The 15,658-nt window shown below is 69.1% G+C and carries 20 protein-coding genes; 18 read left to right on the top strand and 2 right to left on the bottom strand.

The window, feature by feature from the left end; genetic code table 11:
• Positions 1-13 precede the first annotated feature (13 nt).
• The 18 genes from AB0G17_RS13045 to AB0G17_RS13130 all read left to right on the top strand — a co-directional run bounded on the left by AB0G17_RS13045 (position 14) and on the right by AB0G17_RS13130 (position 14,263).
• Positions 14-283 (top strand): hypothetical protein, encoded by a 270-nt coding sequence (locus AB0G17_RS13045; RefSeq protein WP_361380183.1) that lies wholly within the window; start codon positions 14-16, stop codon positions 281-283.
• Positions 283-1,269, top strand: a complete 987-nt coding sequence (locus AB0G17_RS13050) for a phage tail tube protein (RefSeq protein ID WP_361380186.1) — start codon at positions 283-285, stop codon at positions 1,267-1,269. Before AB0G17_RS13045 ends, AB0G17_RS13050 begins: the two co-directional genes overlap by 1 nt.
• Positions 1,270-1,278: 9 nt before the next feature.
• Positions 1,279-1,776, top strand: a complete 498-nt coding sequence (locus AB0G17_RS13055; RefSeq protein ID WP_361380189.1) for a hypothetical protein — start codon at positions 1,279-1,281, stop codon at positions 1,774-1,776.
• 8 nt (positions 1,777-1,784) lie between these two features.
• Positions 1,785-2,246 (top strand): hypothetical protein, encoded by a 462-nt coding sequence (locus tag AB0G17_RS13060; RefSeq protein WP_361380192.1) that lies wholly within the window; start codon positions 1,785-1,787, stop codon positions 2,244-2,246.
• Between the two features lie 142 nt (positions 2,247-2,388).
• Complete coding sequence (locus AB0G17_RS13065) at positions 2,389-4,959, top strand: hypothetical protein (RefSeq protein ID WP_361380195.1); 2,571 nt, start codon at positions 2,389-2,391, stop codon at positions 4,957-4,959.
• Positions 4,959-7,289, top strand: coding sequence for a hypothetical protein (locus tag AB0G17_RS13070; RefSeq protein ID WP_361380198.1), 2,331 nt, complete (start codon positions 4,959-4,961; stop codon positions 7,287-7,289). Before AB0G17_RS13065 ends, AB0G17_RS13070 begins: the two co-directional genes overlap by 1 nt.
• Before the next feature lie 10 nt (positions 7,290-7,299).
• Complete coding sequence (locus tag AB0G17_RS13075) at positions 7,300-7,689, top strand: hypothetical protein (protein WP_361380201.1); 390 nt, start codon at positions 7,300-7,302, stop codon at positions 7,687-7,689.
• Positions 7,689-8,192 (top strand): hypothetical protein, encoded by a 504-nt coding sequence (locus AB0G17_RS13080; RefSeq protein ID WP_361380204.1) that lies wholly within the window; start codon positions 7,689-7,691, stop codon positions 8,190-8,192. Before AB0G17_RS13075 ends, AB0G17_RS13080 begins: the two co-directional genes overlap by 1 nt.
• A gap of 8 nt (positions 8,193-8,200) precedes the next feature.
• Positions 8,201-8,452 carry a hypothetical protein gene (locus AB0G17_RS13085; RefSeq protein WP_361380207.1) on the top strand — a complete coding sequence of 84 codons (252 nt, stop codon included), beginning with the start codon at positions 8,201-8,203 and terminating at the stop codon, positions 8,450-8,452.
• 60 nt (positions 8,453-8,512) lie between these two features.
• On the top strand, positions 8,513-9,397 hold the full coding sequence (locus tag AB0G17_RS13090; protein WP_361380210.1) for an endolysin: 885 nt from the start codon (positions 8,513-8,515) through the stop codon (positions 9,395-9,397).
• Between the two features lie 39 nt (positions 9,398-9,436).
• Entirely contained in the window at positions 9,437-9,694 is a 258-nt protein-coding gene (locus tag AB0G17_RS13095; RefSeq protein ID WP_361380213.1) for a hypothetical protein, read from the top strand.
• Between the two features lie 17 nt (positions 9,695-9,711).
• Positions 9,712-10,011, top strand: coding sequence for a hypothetical protein (locus tag AB0G17_RS13100; protein ID WP_361380216.1), 300 nt, complete (start codon positions 9,712-9,714; stop codon positions 10,009-10,011).
• Positions 10,012-10,831: 820 nt separating this feature from the next.
• On the top strand, positions 10,832-12,016 hold the full coding sequence (locus AB0G17_RS13105) for a helix-turn-helix transcriptional regulator (protein ID WP_361380219.1): 1,185 nt from the start codon (positions 10,832-10,834) through the stop codon (positions 12,014-12,016).
• 103 nt (positions 12,017-12,119) lie between these two features.
• A complete protein-coding gene (locus AB0G17_RS13110; protein ID WP_361380222.1) occupies positions 12,120-12,740 on the top strand; it encodes a hypothetical protein in 621 nt (206 codons plus the stop codon).
• The gene (locus tag AB0G17_RS13115; protein ID WP_361380225.1) at positions 12,737-13,231 is read left to right on the top strand and encodes a hypothetical protein; all 495 of its coding nucleotides are present in this window, start codon (positions 12,737-12,739) and stop codon (positions 13,229-13,231) included. Before AB0G17_RS13110 ends, AB0G17_RS13115 begins: the two co-directional genes overlap by 4 nt.
• Before the next feature lie 11 nt (positions 13,232-13,242).
• Positions 13,243-13,506, top strand: a complete 264-nt coding sequence (locus AB0G17_RS13120) for a hypothetical protein (RefSeq protein ID WP_361380228.1) — start codon at positions 13,243-13,245, stop codon at positions 13,504-13,506.
• A gap of 193 nt (positions 13,507-13,699) precedes the next feature.
• Complete coding sequence (locus tag AB0G17_RS13125; protein WP_361380231.1) at positions 13,700-13,870, top strand: hypothetical protein; 171 nt, start codon at positions 13,700-13,702, stop codon at positions 13,868-13,870.
• 180 nt (positions 13,871-14,050) lie between these two features.
• Positions 14,051-14,263 (top strand): hypothetical protein, encoded by a 213-nt coding sequence (locus AB0G17_RS13130; protein WP_361380234.1) that lies wholly within the window; start codon positions 14,051-14,053, stop codon positions 14,261-14,263.
• A 170-nt stretch (positions 14,264-14,433) separates the two neighbouring features.
• Here AB0G17_RS13130 and AB0G17_RS13135 read toward each other — a convergent pair whose 3' ends face one another.
• Together AB0G17_RS13135 and AB0G17_RS13140 are read right to left on the bottom strand one after the other, a co-directional pair.
• A complete protein-coding gene (locus tag AB0G17_RS13135) occupies positions 14,434-14,673 on the bottom strand; it encodes a helix-turn-helix transcriptional regulator (protein WP_361380237.1) in 240 nt (79 codons plus the stop codon).
• A gap of 590 nt (positions 14,674-15,263) precedes the next feature.
• A complete protein-coding gene (locus AB0G17_RS13140) occupies positions 15,264-15,485 on the bottom strand; it encodes a hypothetical protein (RefSeq protein ID WP_361380240.1) in 222 nt (73 codons plus the stop codon).
• Positions 15,486-15,658 lie beyond the last annotated feature (173 nt).

The following is a 15,658-nucleotide window of genomic DNA, read 5'->3' on the forward strand; positions in this document are numbered from 1 at the left end:
GAAGGAGAGAGCGATGGCGCGTGTGCGCTTCATCGGCCCCGAGCCGGTCACCGTGCCGGAACTCGGGGACCGGGCCGTAGAACTGGACGAGGTGATCGACGTCCCTGACGAGCGGTTCGGCGGATACGTCTGCCAGGCCGGGACGTGGGAGCCGGTTGCTGAGCCCCCCGACTGGGTGTGGCCAGACGCAAGCCCCGAGCCGGAAGGGCAGCCGGAATCGGTGCAGCATGCCCCGGCGAAGAAGACCACGGTCAAGGCGGCACCGAAGGGAGTTGGGGACTGATGGCGATCGGATCCGGGCTCGGTGCCCAGATGGGCATCGCGGCCGAGAGCGCGTATGGCACTTACGCGGCGCCGACCAAGTTCATCGAGTTCACGAAGGAATCGTTGGCGCTCAAGAAGACCACCGCGCAGTCCGCGGGCATCGCGGCCGGGCGGCTGCTCGCTCTGTCGTCGCGGCGTGTGGTGACCCAGCGCCAGGCGTCCGGCAGCCTGGACATGGAGGTCACCAACAAGGCCATGGGAGTCCTGCTCCAAGCACTCATGGGCACGTCGGTCACGCCCGTCCAGCAGGCGGTGACCACGGCCTACCTCCAGACGCACACCCTGGCAGACGTCGCGGGCAAGAGCCTGACCATCCAGAAGGGCGTGCCGCTCACTACCGGGGTGGTCACGGACAAGAGCTTCCTCGGCTGCAAGATCATCAGCGCAGAGTTCTCGTGCGAGGTCGGCGGGATGCTGATGGCGTCCTTCGACATCGACGCGAAGGACTCCGATGAGACCCAGACCTTGGCTGTCGCCTCGTACCCGTCCATGAGTCCGTTCCACTTCGGACAGATGGCGGTGAAGGCGGGCACCTACGGTGGGGAGACCGCCCTCGACGGGATCCGCAAGGTCTCGGTCAAGATCGAGAGGCCTCAAGCGACCGACCGCTTCTACGCCGGACAGTCCGGGCTGAAGAAGGAGCCGATCTCCAACGACCTCGTCAAGATCTCGGGGAGTCTGGAGACCGACTATGTCGGCACCACCCTGGACGACCTGCACACCAGCGACGCGGCGACCAGCCTGGTCTGGGAGTTCGTCGGCCCGATCATCGCGTCGACCTATGCCGAGACGTTCCGGATCAAGCTTCCGGCGATCAAGCTCGACGATGCTCCGCCGACCGTGGACGGCTTTGATGTCGTGAAGCCGTCCTTCAGCTTCACCGGGCTGTTCGACGGCACGAATCAGCCGGTCATCGAGTACATGTCGACGGACAGCACGCTGTGAGGTGATCCGGTGCAGGACATCCGCATCACCGGCACCGGCACCCTGCTGGAACTTCAGCGTCGCCTGAGGGCGGCCGGTCACGAGAACATCAGGGCGTCGATGCAGCGGCGCATCCGGCGTGCAGCCGAGCCGCTCCGGGACGACCTCCAGTCGGCCATCCGGTCGGTGAACATCACGTCCTCGGGGGGCGGGCGGTCCGGGCGGTCACCGACCACCCGGCCGCTGCGCGCCACGATCGCGCAGGCCATCCGCATCAGCGTCCGCACCACCGCCAACCCGGGCGCGAAGGTCTGGGTGGACAGGTCCCGGCTGCCCGCCGACCTGCGGCGCATGCCGATCGTCATCAACGAGGGCCGGATCAGGCACCCCGTCTTCGGCAACCGACGCAGGTGGGCCACCCAGTGGGCTACCCCGCCCTGGTGGGACACCACGGTCCGCCGCAGCCAGCCCCGCATGGAAGCCGAAGTCGCCCGCGTCCTGGACGACGTGCGGCGCAGGCTCGAATAGGAGAATCCGTGATCGTCACGTACAAGCACGCAGACGGCACCGTCGAGGAGGTGTCGGCGGACGACCTGTCCGCGATCGAGTCGGCGGCGATCGAGTCGGCCACCGGCGAGGACTGGAACCAGGTCGAATTGTCGCTGCGCAGCCAGTCGCCCACGGCCATGCGCGCCGTGCTGTGGGTGTTCCGCAAGCGCGCTGAGCCCACCCTGCGGTTCAGTGCGTTCGACCTGCCGGGGTGGCGGCGCCGGCTGACCGCCCGCCTCGATCAGGCGGAGGTCGACGACTTTGTGGAGACCCTGCGCAAGGACCACTCCCCGGACAGCGAGGAGTTCGCCTCGATGATCGTGCACCTGCGGAATCTGGCGCACGAGTCCGCCGACGTCGATGCGGCTCTGTCGACGCCGGAGCCGGGCCCAAAAGCCGCGGCCGAGGCCGACGCAGGGACGTCACCGGAATCCGCGCCGACATCCTGACGTGGCGCTGGCTGCTCGCCCACCTGCTCCACATCCGCCCGTGGGAGATCAGCCAGCTCTCGCGCGAGGAGCTTGCCTCTGCCATCGCCTGGATTCAGCAGTACCAGGCTGACGTCGCCCGTACGGCTGGAGGTGAGCAGTAGTGGCCAACACGACGCTGACGTTCACCCTGGAGGGACGCGACCGGCTGTCGAAAGTGCTCGACGATGCCGGAAGGTCCGCGGGCAAGTTCGCTGACCGGCTGGCGCTGTTCTCGGCCGCGATCCCCGCGGCGGCTGCACTGGCCCCCCTGGCGGTACAGGCGGGCGCGGCGGGCGCGGCTGTGGCGGCGTTCGGTGTTGCGGTCATCCCGCAAATCACTGCGCTCGGCGAGGCGTCCAAGGCGCAGAAGAAGTTCGAGGACGCGGTCGAGAAGACAGGCGCCGCCTCGGCCGGCGCGGTCAAGGCCGAGAACGAGTATCTGCGGCAGCTGTCGAAGTTGCCGCCGGCGTCGCAGCAGGCGGCGGTTGCGCTCAGCCAGCTCAAGGACGAATACACGGACTGGTCCGACGCTCTCGCCAGCGACACCATGCCCGTCTTCACGCAGGGCCTGGCCGTGGCAGGAGCGCTCCTGCCACGGCTGACCCCACTGGTGAAGGGCGCCAGCGGCGAGCTGTCCCGCTTCATGGCCATCATCGGCGGCAGCCTGTCGACCCCGGGTCTGGATGGCGCGTTCGCCAAGTTCGACGCGTTCGCCGTGGGCGCGTTGCGTAACGCCAACAACGGCTTGATCCATTTCGCGCGGGTGCTGAACACGGGGCAGGTCGGTAAGGGCTACGCCGAGTTCATGGACTACGCCCGCCAGTCCGGGCCGGTCCTCGCCGAGACGCTGCGCAGCATCGGCGCCGCGCTAGTCAACGTCCTGCAAGCCTCGGCCGGTATGGGGCTGAGCGTGCTCCAGCTCGCCGGCGCGTTCGCGCGGGTTGTGGCATCGCTGCCTACCGGATTCATCACCACCCTGATGCAGGCCGCCGTGGCGATCCGTGCCGTGCGTCTGGCCACGAGCGGGATTCAGCTGGCGGCCGGCGCGTTCATCGCAGTCCGCACCGCAATCACCGCGATGGGGACGGCAGCCATCGGCGCCTCCGGCATGGTGAACACGCTCCGCGTGTCCTTCATGGCGCTGTCGCTCAGCGCCCGTCTGGCGGTGGCAGCGTCCGGAATCGGCCTGCTGGTCCTGGCCATGATCAAGCTGTCTTCGATTGGCAAGCAGGCGCCGCCGGATGTGGACCGGCTGACCACCTCGCTCACCAAGCTCGGCACGAGCGGCAAGGTCACTGGCGAGGCGGCGCGCGCGTTCGGCTCGGACCTGAAGGGTCTGGGCGAGGCGCTGCGAACCCTGTCCCGTCCGAGCAACATGGACAAGACTCAGCAGTTCCTGACCCGGCTGATCCACATGGACTCGACGCCGGTGAAGGAAGCGAAGCAGGCGTTCTCCGCACTGGACGACGCTCTGACCTCACTGGTCAAGGGCGGCCACCCGGAACGAGCCAGTGCGGCCCTGGAGCTGGTCACTGCATCCCTGAAGAAGCAGGGCTTCACGTCCAAGGAGATCAACGGCCACCTCGACAAGTACAAGTCGGCGCTCGCCGATGCCGCCCTTGAGCAGGAGCTCACGGCCCGCAGCATGGGCCTGTTCGGTGCGCAGGCGCAGCAGGTCCAGGCGCAACTGGATGCCCAGAAGCAGAGCACTGACGGGCTGCGGCAGTCGATCATCGCGCTGAACGACGTGAACCGGCAGGGGATCAGCTCCGAGATCGCATTCGAGGACGCGATCTCCAAGACGGCCGAAGCGGCGAAGAAGAACGCCGGCGCGCTGTCGATGTCGGGCGGGGAACTGAACCTGACGACGGAGAAAGGGCGGGTCGCCGCGACCGCCCTGAACGACCTGGCGCAGAAGACCGATGAGGCGGCGGCCAGCGCCCGTCAGGGCGGCAAGTCGTGGGAGTACGTCAACGGGATCTACAGCCGCGGCCGGGACAAGCTGATCGAGTACGCACGGCAAATGGGCCTGAACAAGGACCAGGCCGCCGCCCTCGCCGACCAGATCCTGAAGACCCCCGACAAGACAGCCAGGTTGCGCGGAAACCTGGAAGACCTTCAGGAGAAGCTGAGCGCGGCCAGGAGCAAGCTCGCCAGCGTGCCGGATTCACGGACGTCCGCGATCCGTGCGCAGATCTCTCAGCTGGAGTCGGCGGTCGCCGAGGCCCGGCGGAAGCTCGATGCGCTCGACGGCAAGACCGTCAGTACGTTCATCGTCACCCACACCAGCAACGTCGGGAACGTCGCCCACGAGGGCGGCGGTTACGCCCGCGGCGGCCTGGTCGGATTCCCCGGAGGCGGGCCCGTCCGCGGTCCAGGCACGAGCACCTCGGACAGCATCATCGCCCGCCTGAGCAACCGAGAGTTCGTCATGAACGCCAAGGCCGTCGCGGAGTACGGGCTGGACTTCATGACGGCCGTCAACAACGGCCAGCTCGGGAAGGCCAGTGTCCCGGCCTCCGCCGGGCGGCCCGTCATCGGCCAGCGCGCCGTCATCGCGGCCCGCAGTGATGCACCGGTAGTGATCAACGTGTCCGGTGCGCTCGACCCGATCGCGACGGCCAAGCAGATCCAGAAGCTGTTGGTAGGGCTGAAGCGCGTAGGCGGGGTCAACATCAGCTTGGGGGTGTGATGACGCGGCTCACCGTACTGGCCGGGTTCGGCTACGCGCCGACCGCCACCGACATCCAGTGGACGGACATCACCCCGTATGTCAGGTACTCGGCGTCCAGCCCCGTGAACATCACCCGCGGCGCCGAGGACGAGCTGTCGGACACGCAGACCGGCACGCTGACCATGCGGCTCGACAACAGCGACGGCCGGTTCACCCCGGGCCGGGCATCCTCGCCGTACTACCCCTACGTCAAGCGGAACTGCCCGGTCGCCGTGTGGGTCACCGTGCTCGGCGGGATCAACTACCTGACGGATCCCGGGTTCGAGTCGCTGGCCAACGGCTGGGCCAACTCGTCGTCTGCGTCGGTCAACACCGCCGACCGGGACACCACCCACGTTAAGAGCGGGACCTACGCCTACCGCATCGGCTGGCGGAACAGCGGCACCGGTGGCATCCAGCAGTGCCGCCTCTACGGGCTGACCATCGGCCGGCAGTACACGGCATCCGTGCACGTGTGGGTGCCCGTCGGCGCGCCGGCCGTCCGGCTCGACATCGACGGGACGACCGTCGGCTCAGCCTCGACGCTTACGGGTGGCTGGCAGCGCATTACGGTGACGTGGACCGCGACCGGCGGTTCGCAGCTGCTGCGCATCACCACCACGACGACGTCTCCAGCGGTCGGCGACTATGTGTGGCTGGACGAGGGGCAGGTCGAGGAGGGGGCGGCGGCCACCTCGTGGTCGTCCACCCCGGCCACGGTGCACGCTCGCTACTTCGGCATGGCGACGTCCTGGCCGACCAGCTGGCAGGGCTTGCTCTCCACCGTGAACTTCACGGCCAGCGATCAGTTCAAGCTCCTCAGCCGACGGCCTTCTCTGGGGCCGATGCTGGTGGAAGAGGTGCTGTCGGAGGGAGCGGAGGTCTACTATCCGCTGTCCGAGCCCTCGTCGTCGGTATCGGCGGGCGACCAGTCCGGTCACGCATACCCGTCCCTCGCCGTGACGCAGGCCGGCAGCGGCGGGACGATCGCCTTCGCCGAGGGCATCGGCCCACCGTCCGACGGGCTCGGCACGCCGCTGTTCACCCCGGCCTCGTCCTCGGCGGGGAAGTACCTGTCGACAGATATCGTGCATCGCCTCACGACCGTGGAGCATGCCGGCGACCTCATCTTCGAGTGCTGGTTCTCCACGAGCGTCCAGGGCCGCGCGCTGATGTCGTGGGCCACCAGCGACCCGGCCGCGTTCCTGTCGGCCACCACAATCTCCCTGGAGTCCGGCACCGGGAAGGTCCGCGTTGACCAGGTGTTCGCGGGGCTGACCTCGACGAGCACCGCGAACACGCCGAACCTCGCCGACGGCAACGTGCACCATCTGGTGTACGACGAGGCGGGGCAGATGGTGTGGGTCGACGGCTCCTCGTACGGCGTCACCACGTCGCCTCTGTCTGATCTGAGGCTGCTGACGGTGGGGGCGACGTACGCGGGCGGCTCCCTGTGGGACGGCACGATCTCCCACGTCGCGGCCTATGTGGCGAGTGGCGGTCTGCCGCACATCGCGGACATCGTCGACCACTACGTCACGGGCACGACGGGCCACGCGGGCGAGTTGTCGTGGGAGCGGATCGCACGCCTGGCCACCTACGCGGGGGTTTCCTCGGTGATCCGGCTCGGGTTGTTCTCCGCTGTCGCCTCCCAGGGCGAGCTGGGTCAGTCGCCCATGTCGCACATGCGGGACGTGGAGCGCACGGAGGGCGGCAGGCTGTTCTGCGACCGGGCCTCGGCCGCACTGGTTTTCCATGGCCGGTCGGTGCGCTACAACCCGGTCCCGTCCCTGTCGCTCGCCTACGCCGATCTGGAGACGGAGGACGTGGAGTTCGCCGACGACGATCAGAAGCTCGTGAACCTGATCATCGGCTCGCGGCCGGGCGGTGCCACCCAGCGGGTCAAGAACGCGGCCTCGATCAGCGCTTACGGGCCGTACCAGCAGAGCCTGGACGTCCTGAAGACGACGGACGCCGAGGTGCTCGATGCGTCGTACTGGACGATCCTCCGGTACGCGGACCCGCCCGCCGAGATGCGGCAGCTCCCCGTCATCGCGTCCAGCCTGAGCACGGCCACCTACCAGGCGCTGCTGAACGCGGACATCGACACGGCGTTCACCGTGACCGGCCTGCCAGCCGAAGCTCCGTCGTCGACTGCATCCGTCACTGTCGAGGGCTACACCGAGCAGATCAGCCACAACGAGCATCTGATCAACTTCCGTACCTCGCGGTCGGACGTCGACTCGGTGTGGGTGCTGGATGACTCGGCCTACTCCGTCCTCGACTCCACTACCCGGCTCGCGTACTGAGGAGGCGCCCGTGATCCCTGTCCAGCGGGCAGAGACGTTCTACCTGCCCCCGCCGAGCATGCCCCCGGACGCCTGGATTCTGGTCGCCCCGGCTGAGCTGGTGTTCCGATGGGTCGAGCAGCGGACACAACGGCGCCTGGTCATGCCGGATGGATTCATGATCGGGCAGCGGCTGTTCGCGCGGGTCAATCACAACCGCTGGGTTGCCGACTGCCCTTGTGGGTCAGCTCAGGTGGTGAGCCCGGACGACCACCGGATGGCGTGCACCGAGTGCGGCTACGGCTGGGTGCGGCTGATCTTCCCCGACGATCCGGCGGCTGTCGAGGCGGCCGTCGAGGACGAGCTCCCGCACCTGCGGAACTGGCGGCACGAGGATGATCCCAAGGGAGCGACTGTCTGATGGTGGCCACCCCCCGGACCTGGGTCGTTGGTGAGGTCGTCACAGCCGCGCTCCTGAACCAGGAGATCCGCGAGCCGTTCAACGACCTCATCGCAGCATGGACCAGCTACGCACCTGCCTGGGGCGCGGGTACCGCGCCGAACATCGGCAACGGAACTCTGTCGGGCCGGTACCGGCTCATCGGCAAGACGTGCACAGTCGAATTCGGCCAGACCATGGGCACCACCACCACGTTCGGCACTGGCGTGTGGACATGGACGGTCCCGTTCACTGCCGCGAGTCCGCCCGGGTCAGACGCGAACTTCACGTACACGGGTGCAGCTCGCGGCCACGCCGCAGCCTGGTACAGCGGCACCGTGGGCGTGATGAAAGGGACCAATCTCGCGCGGATCTACCCGCACAAGGAGACGCCGAACACGGAGTGGGCGTCGGGCGTGCCGACCACGTGGGCCGCGAGCACGACCAACTATCTACACGCGGGCCTGACCTACGAGATCGCCTAGGAGCACCCTTGCTTGAAGTGAAGTTCCTCCCGCCGATCTACGTCATCACCGGGGCCGACGCCGGCGGTAGCTATCCCGTTGAGTTCCGGATCGCCGTCGAGAACGCGGGCGGCTGGCCGATGGACTCGACAGCCGAGGCGGCGATCATCCAGGGCGTCATGGACGCTGTCCTCGCGGTGCCAACGATCGTGTCCGTGTCCATGCGGAAGATCAGCGAGACCATCACGCCGGACACGACGATCCCGCCCCCCGTCGAATAGCTCCGTCCGCCCTCGCCCCGCGCCGTCGGCCCGGGGTTTCTTCATGCCCTGGAGGCGACCATGCCTGACCTGTGGATGCCGGGGGCGTCCCGGCTTGCTCTGCCCGATACGGCGCCGACGGATGGGGGCCCGGCGAAGGCGATCGCGCACATCACGTGGGACCGCAACGCGTCCGCCAGTGCGCCGGCCGACCTGGTGCCGTTCTCCAGCCTGCGCTCCTACTTCGGCGGGTCCGGTTCGAGCGCCGCCCCGCACATCCTGTGGAACCCGTTCACAGGGGAGGTCACCCAGTTCTACCCGGCCACCTCCCGGTCGAAGAGCGTCGTGGACTCGGCGGGCGGGACGCGCACGAACCGCGCGGGCAGCGTCGTGATTCAGATCGAATGCCTCTTCTTCCCGTACTGCCGGGTCGACGGGCGGGTCTACCCGCGGCTGGTGGACACCCCGTGCAAGGGCTGGGAGCAGCTGCACGCGTGGGTGCGCTCGTGGGGCGTGCCGGACGTGTGGCCGATGGGCCGCCCGGTCGACTTCACCTCGCACCGCGACGAGGCCACGTGGGAGACGCACGGCGGCTGGTACGCGCACGCGCACGTCCCCGAAAACGACCACCAGGACCCCGGCTCCTGGCCCCAGTTCACCACCACGTCCGAGGAGGACGACATGACGCCTGACCAGGCCAAGCAGCTCGCGGAGATCCGGTCCCTCGTCCAGTTCGGGACGTGGGCCTACAAGGGCGACGGGACGTTCGACGCGTGGGCCCTGCTCAACGCCCTGTATCGGCAGTCCCTTGCACAAGGTGCTGCGCTCACCGCGCTGACCCGGGCGGTCGGCGATCTCCACTCGGGAGTCGACACCGCGACGCTCGTGGCCGCCGTGCAGAAGGCCATCGCGGACGCGGTCGTCGATGTCGATGTCACCGTGCACGACGCGACCCCCACCACCTGACCGGTAGTCCTGCCGGGCTCTCACAGAACGGATCTGCCCATGTCCATGCCTTCTCTCCCGACTGCCGACACGGTGATCAAGACGGGGAAGACGTACGCGCGTGACCTGACCGAGCGAGTACTCACGACCTTCCTCCAGGCCTTCATCGCCGGGTTCGCCGTGTCCCAGCCGCTCGACGGGAGCATGTGGTACGCCGCGCTGTCCGGCGGTGTCGGCGCCGTACTGGCGCTGGCGAAGGGGCTGTTCGCCCGGCTCCGGTCGGTGACCAACAGCGCGTCCCTCGCCAAGGGCGTCTGATCGGATCGGAGTAGCACGTGACCGACGAGCCGACCCTCGGGGAGATCGCCAGGCGCTTTGAGGACCGGCTCGCCGATGTCCGCGAAGACATCCAGCAGCTCGGCCGCCGCATGGACGACAAGGTCGACCAGCGGGTCTACGACCTCCGGCACGAGGCCCTCGCCACGCGCGTGACGACCCTGGAGGCGCTCCGCGAGAAGGACGCCGAGAGGATCGTCGCGACGCGCCGCTGGCTCATCGGTGCCGTGATCGTGCCCGTAATCGGGATCCTGTTGCCGGTCATCCTGTTGCTGACTCTGGGAGCGGGGTCGTCGTGATGCGGTCTGCGATCCGTACTGAAGACCGGCGGCGACAGCGCGGCGACGTCTGGACGGTCGCCGGGGCTTTGTTCCTGGGGATGGTGCTCGCCGGAATCCTGCTGGCGATCGTGCAGCTGCGTGCGGATCTCGCGACGTCGAATAGCGCGCGGGATGCGCTGGCTCAGCAGGTGCAGCACATGGGTGGGACGCCCATCGCGGGGCCGCCGGGGAGTCGGGGTCCGGCGGGTGAGGGGCAGGCTGGTCCGCCGGGGCCGACGGGTGCGCAGGGTGAGCCGGGGCCTGTCGGGCCGACGGGGCCAGTGGGCGCGACGGGCCCACCGGGGAAGATCGGCGCCACCGGTGCGGCGGGTACCTCGGCGACGGGGCAGCAGGGTACGGATGGTGCTCCCGGCCCGGCCGGGCCCACTGGTCCGGCTGGTCCTGCCGGACCACCGGGCGTGGATGGCAAGGACGGCCGCGACGGTGCCGACGGCGCTCCCGGCCGCGACGGCCAGACCTGCCCGGACGGCTACTCGCTCCAGCCCCCGCCGAGTGATCCGGATGCGCTGGTGTGCCGCCGGGACGCGGCCCCGCCGTCGACGCCAGCCCCAGCACGGAAGGGCCTGTTGTCGCTGGGGCTGGATCCGTACCGCAGGCAGTACCCATGATCGTGAACGCCCCCTCTCGCCTTCGGGCGGGAGGGGGCGCTTTCGTCATGCCCAGGGTGCGGTGAGATGCACGACGCCCCCTCTGCCTGCGGGCGGAGGGGGCGTTCGGCGGTGACTCACGGAGCCGACCGCGAGTACCGTTCTGGTGTCGAGTCAGAACGGAGTTCAGTATGCACGGTCTGCCCCATGACCACACCGGCGCGCGCATCAAGCGCCTGCGCCTCGAACGGCATCTCACCCAGAGGGCCCTCGCGGACCTCTCTCTCGTCTCCTACAGCACGCTGACCAAGACCGAACAGGGCGTCATCCCCGCCTCTCCGTACGTTGCGGCCGCTGTTGCCCGCGCCCTCGGTGTCGAGGTCGCCACCGTCACCGGGCAGCCGTACATCACCGAACTTCGCGCTGACGAGCTGGACATACTGATTCGGCCGATCCGCGAGGCCCTGGACGTCTACGACCTCGGGGCCGACCCGGACATCAGGCCCCGCGCACATCGGCTCTTGGCCGACGACGCCGAGGCGCTCCTCGTCGCTGTCCGGGCGGGCGAGATCAAGCAGGTCGCGAGCCAGGTTCCCGGGCTCATCCAGGAGGCGACCACGGCCGCCCACGCCGCGCCGAGCCGGGACTCCTGGCTGCTGCTCGCCAGCACCTACCGCACGGCGTACGACGTCGCCTCGAAGCTCGGCTACTACGACCTGGCGACGATCGCTCTCACGCGCATGGACTGGGCAGCGCAGCGCGGCTCAGACGCGGTCGTCGGCGGCATGTACCGGTATATGCGGGCCCTGACCTATATGCGGGCGGGGCAGTACCGCACCGGGGAGCGGCTCGTCGACCTCGGCCTGCGCACGCTGGAGCAGGCGGACGCTGGCCGGGAGCGCAATGTGTTGACGGGGCAGCTGCATCTTGGCGCGGCGGTCATGGCTGGGCGCTCGAAGGACGGGAGCCGGGCGACTGGGCACCTGGACGAGGCGGCTCGGCTCGCCGAGTCCACGGGCGAGGCTGTCGATGTGCACTGGCTTTCGTTCGGGCCGACGAACGTCGGTGTCCACCGGGTCTCGGTGCTGGCTGAGCTGGACGAGTATGGGGATGCTGCGCAGGCCGCGCGGGGCCTGACCATCCCTGCGGATTGGCCGGCGTCGCGGCGGAGCCATCACTTCGCCGAGGTCGCGCGGGCGCAGATGTGGACGGGCGACCTCGCCGAGTCGTTCCGGAATTTGGTGAGGGCGCGGAAGATCGCGCCGCAACAGGCGAGGTATCACCCCACGGTTCGGGAGACGTACTCCGGGCTGGAGGCTGCGAAGCGCCAACTCCCAGACTCCTTCTTGTCGTACGGCTCCTGGCTGGGCGCATAACTCTGCGCGAATCCTTGGCCCCGGCTATCAACATGCCGTGATAGTCGGGGCCTTGGCGTGGGTGGACCCTGTCGGCATCAGCCCCGATGACATGGAGCCGACCATGGTCAATCGCCACACCGCCGAGGAAGCCGCCCGGCGGCAGTCCCTCGCCGACGCGTCCACGCTCGCGCCGACGGACCCGTCTCCGTACCCGCCCACCGACCCGGCGCAGCACCGGCGCTGCGAGGTCTACAAGGAGCCGGGCGCCGACGTCGCTACCCGCATGATGGTCGCCGACTCCGGCGGCTCCCAGACCAGCTATGCGCACCGTGGCTGCGCCGAGGCGACCGGGGCCAGCGAGGTTCGGGACGGCGCGGCCTGGGCCCCGCTCGCCCCCACCGTCGGGGCCACGGGCGGTTGCCGTGTCGCCCTGTACGCCTGCATCTCAGATGGCCGGGACCCCAAGCCGGTCATGGACGAGCTGCGCACCTACGCCTCGGCGCGCGACTGGACCGTGACGGCCGCCGTCTACGACACGGGCCCCCTGGACCGAACCACGGACCGCTACGCCCTGGCCCGCGTGGCCCGCCTGCTGGAGGACGGCGCAATCGATGGCATCGTCGCCCGCAGCGAGGCCGATGTGGCCGCGTCGACGAAGCTCGGCCGTGCGAGGCTCGACGGCCTGGAGCGCCCGGCCTTCGTCGACTACCTGCACAAGGGCGCCGAGGTGGTCTCGCCGTGAAGAACCAGTCCAGCAGAGCGATCACCAACTGGCTCGCCACGGCCCACGACGTGCCCGCGCAGGCCCGGCGGGAGTTCGACGTGGGTATCGCGCTCATGCCGGTGGGCGAGAAGTTCGACGTGATCCGTCTGCCCGCTCCTGTCGTTCACGCGGCGGCGGGCGGCGAGGACCCGGACGTCGTTGGTTCGTTCCTCGCCGAGGTCCTGGAGGACGGGGCGGTCATCCATGACGCCTACGGCGTCGGTGTCTGGTACTACGCGCTCGTCCCGCCGGGCACGCACGCTGTCTGGCGGGTGCCGCGCGTCGAGTGCCTGCGGCCGGGAACCTGGCTGGGCGTGCCGCGCGTCGACCTGACCGCCCGGCCGGGTCCGTACTGGGCACTGCCGCCGAGCGCGGTGGGCTGCGTGTGCGCGGCGCGGGCCGTGGCCGACCTGGTGGCGCTCGGGCAACGCAGGCTGCGGCAGTCGCCGGCGCCGGAGCGGATGCTGTGAGCGTCCGGTCGGTGATCCGGTTCGCAGAGTGGATCCTCGGCACGGACACCACCCCAGGAGCCTCTGGGCCGATCTTCGTGATGGAGTGCACGACCTGCCTCGACACGTCCGAGCCCGCTGATTCGCCGGAGGGGCCGGAGGACTGGGCGATCAAGCACACTGCCCGGCATCACGACCACGGCGGGTTCCGGGCGCTGGTGACCTCGTTCGTCCGAGTCAGCCCGGCCCCGGGCAATCCGCTGTACGTAGAGCCACCGCCGTCTCTGCCCCGGTGACCGCCCGTCCCTGGGCTGGGCACCTGGGGGTGGGTGCTGGTCTCGGTCGCTGCCAGTCGCTGGCGCGGCCGGGGCTACGTCCCAACAAGCTCGGCGAGCTGCTCTTGGGAGAGGTCTGCCCAGAGTCGGGCGGCGCGGATGCGGTCTCCCATGGCCCGGCGGCGGGTGAGTACCCAGGCGGGCAGATCAGGAGATGGCACAGGTCAATGCCATCGGCATCGCCCACGCGAACTCCGGCCCCGGCTGGACCATGTACGCCTGCCCGCCGTGCAAGGCGTCACAGCGGCTCCTGCCGCTCGACCAGCACCCGGCGGACAGCTGGGGCTTCCCGCGCTACGACTACGCGGCTACGGCCGCCCATTGAGCCCCCGTCCCGACCGGAGCACCTCGCCAGGAAACCCGGCCGGGACGGGTCACCACCCATCCATCACAGAGGGAGGCATCATGCAGTGTTCCAGCTGCGGCCAGACGATGACCAGGACGCAAGACGGCTGGTGGATCTGCTACCCGTGCAACACCAGCCAGCCCGGATAAAGGATTCGTGATGTGTCCGCAGTGCACTGCTCCGCTCGCCCCGATCGGCTCCGACTGGTACCGGTGCGGCGCCTGCGGATACGAGATCTCCGAGGACGCGCACCGGCTGCACCTCGAGCTGGTCGCCGCGTTCGACTCCGACCCGGACCTGTTCTTCGCCCGGGTCAAGGAACGGCGCGACGCACTACGGGCCCTTGAGCCCGTATGGCAGCGCACCCGCTAGCCCCCTGCCCGCGCTCAGTACCCCGTTCTGCGGGTGCGGGCAGGGCCCGAGCCCCGGTCTGTCTGCGTCCCCCGTCGCGGACAGGCCGGGGCCACTGGGGGCTCGCGCCCGGTACCTGACCACCGACGCCCCGGGGCGGTGCTAGTCCGTCTGTAGGTCGCTGTCGGTCGCTACAGGGTGACGATCTCGTGGAGCGGGACGCCGATCGCGTCGGCGATGAGGATCAGGGAGTCGAGGAGTGGGCTCGCGTGGCCCTGCTCGATGCGGTTGTACGTCGCCCGGTCGATGCCGGTGCGCATGGCCACCTGCTCCTGCGTGAGGTCCCGTTGGAGCCGTGCCGTACGGATGCGCTCGCCGATGGCCCGGCGGCGGGTGAGTACCCAGGCGGGCGGTGGGGTGGAGCGCGGCACCTGCCCACGCTCGCGGCTGCATGATCGAATGTATGTAGGGCAGACCCTACATCGACTCGTTACAAGGTAAGTACTTGTACCTTCAATCGAATCCATGTTCACATGACTGCCGGGTAACCCCGCCCCAGAACGGCCCTCCCGCCTCTGCCCCCCAGGCGGGCGGGAGTGGCCGGCGGCGCCCCTGCCTTCGGGCGGGGGCACCGCCATGTTCAAGACTGATCGCGATTCGGGGTTTTACTACTCACCCGGTGCAGGTCCCGGACTGTCCCGCTGGACCGTTTGGCCGTGGCCAAACCGGACCGCAATCGGCAGCTCGAAGCGACATTGAGCGTCACCGAACTGCACAGATTTGGATGGGTTTTCCGCATCACCGCAGGTCAAGTCCGGTTCAAAAAACTGGATACGGTCCCGAATCGAGCGCTCGATGATCAAGGCCCTGCCTGTGCTTTCAGGCGGCCTTGATCTGTTTCGGGGCGGGCGTGGGAACTCCGTGGGTGTCGGCCTCTGCCGCAGACGGGGCGCCGGACGTGTTTAAGGCCCCGTCCACGGCTCGCGGGCGGGGCCTTGCGGTGTTGCGCGCGGCTCTGCGGTCAGAGACGGTGCATGCGGGTGTAGGGGCTCAGGATGCGGGCGCGGCGGGAACCGAAGTCGACGAGCATGGCGACTCCATCCTCTACGCCGACGATCCTGCCCAGGCCGAACTGGTCGTGGGAGACCCGATCGCCCAGGGCGAAGGTCTTGGCCTGCGGGTCGACCGGAGCTTTGAAGGGACTGGTGGGCAGGTGGCGCCTCGGCGCGGACGGCTGCGTCATGGTCTACCCAGTATGCGCCGTCGCGGCGCGTTCCACCGCCTCCACCTCGTCTCGGATTCGACACGATTGGCCCGCGGGGCCCTCGGAACGCCATCAGTACGCCGTCGGAACACCGGCGAAACATCCTCCGGTGAACTCGAACGAGTGAACGGCGACGGCTCCGGGGCCCCCCA

The organism is Streptomyces sp. NPDC023838 (assembly GCF_040639555.1).
Taxonomy (GTDB): domain Bacteria; phylum Actinomycetota; class Actinomycetes; order Streptomycetales; family Streptomycetaceae; genus Streptomyces.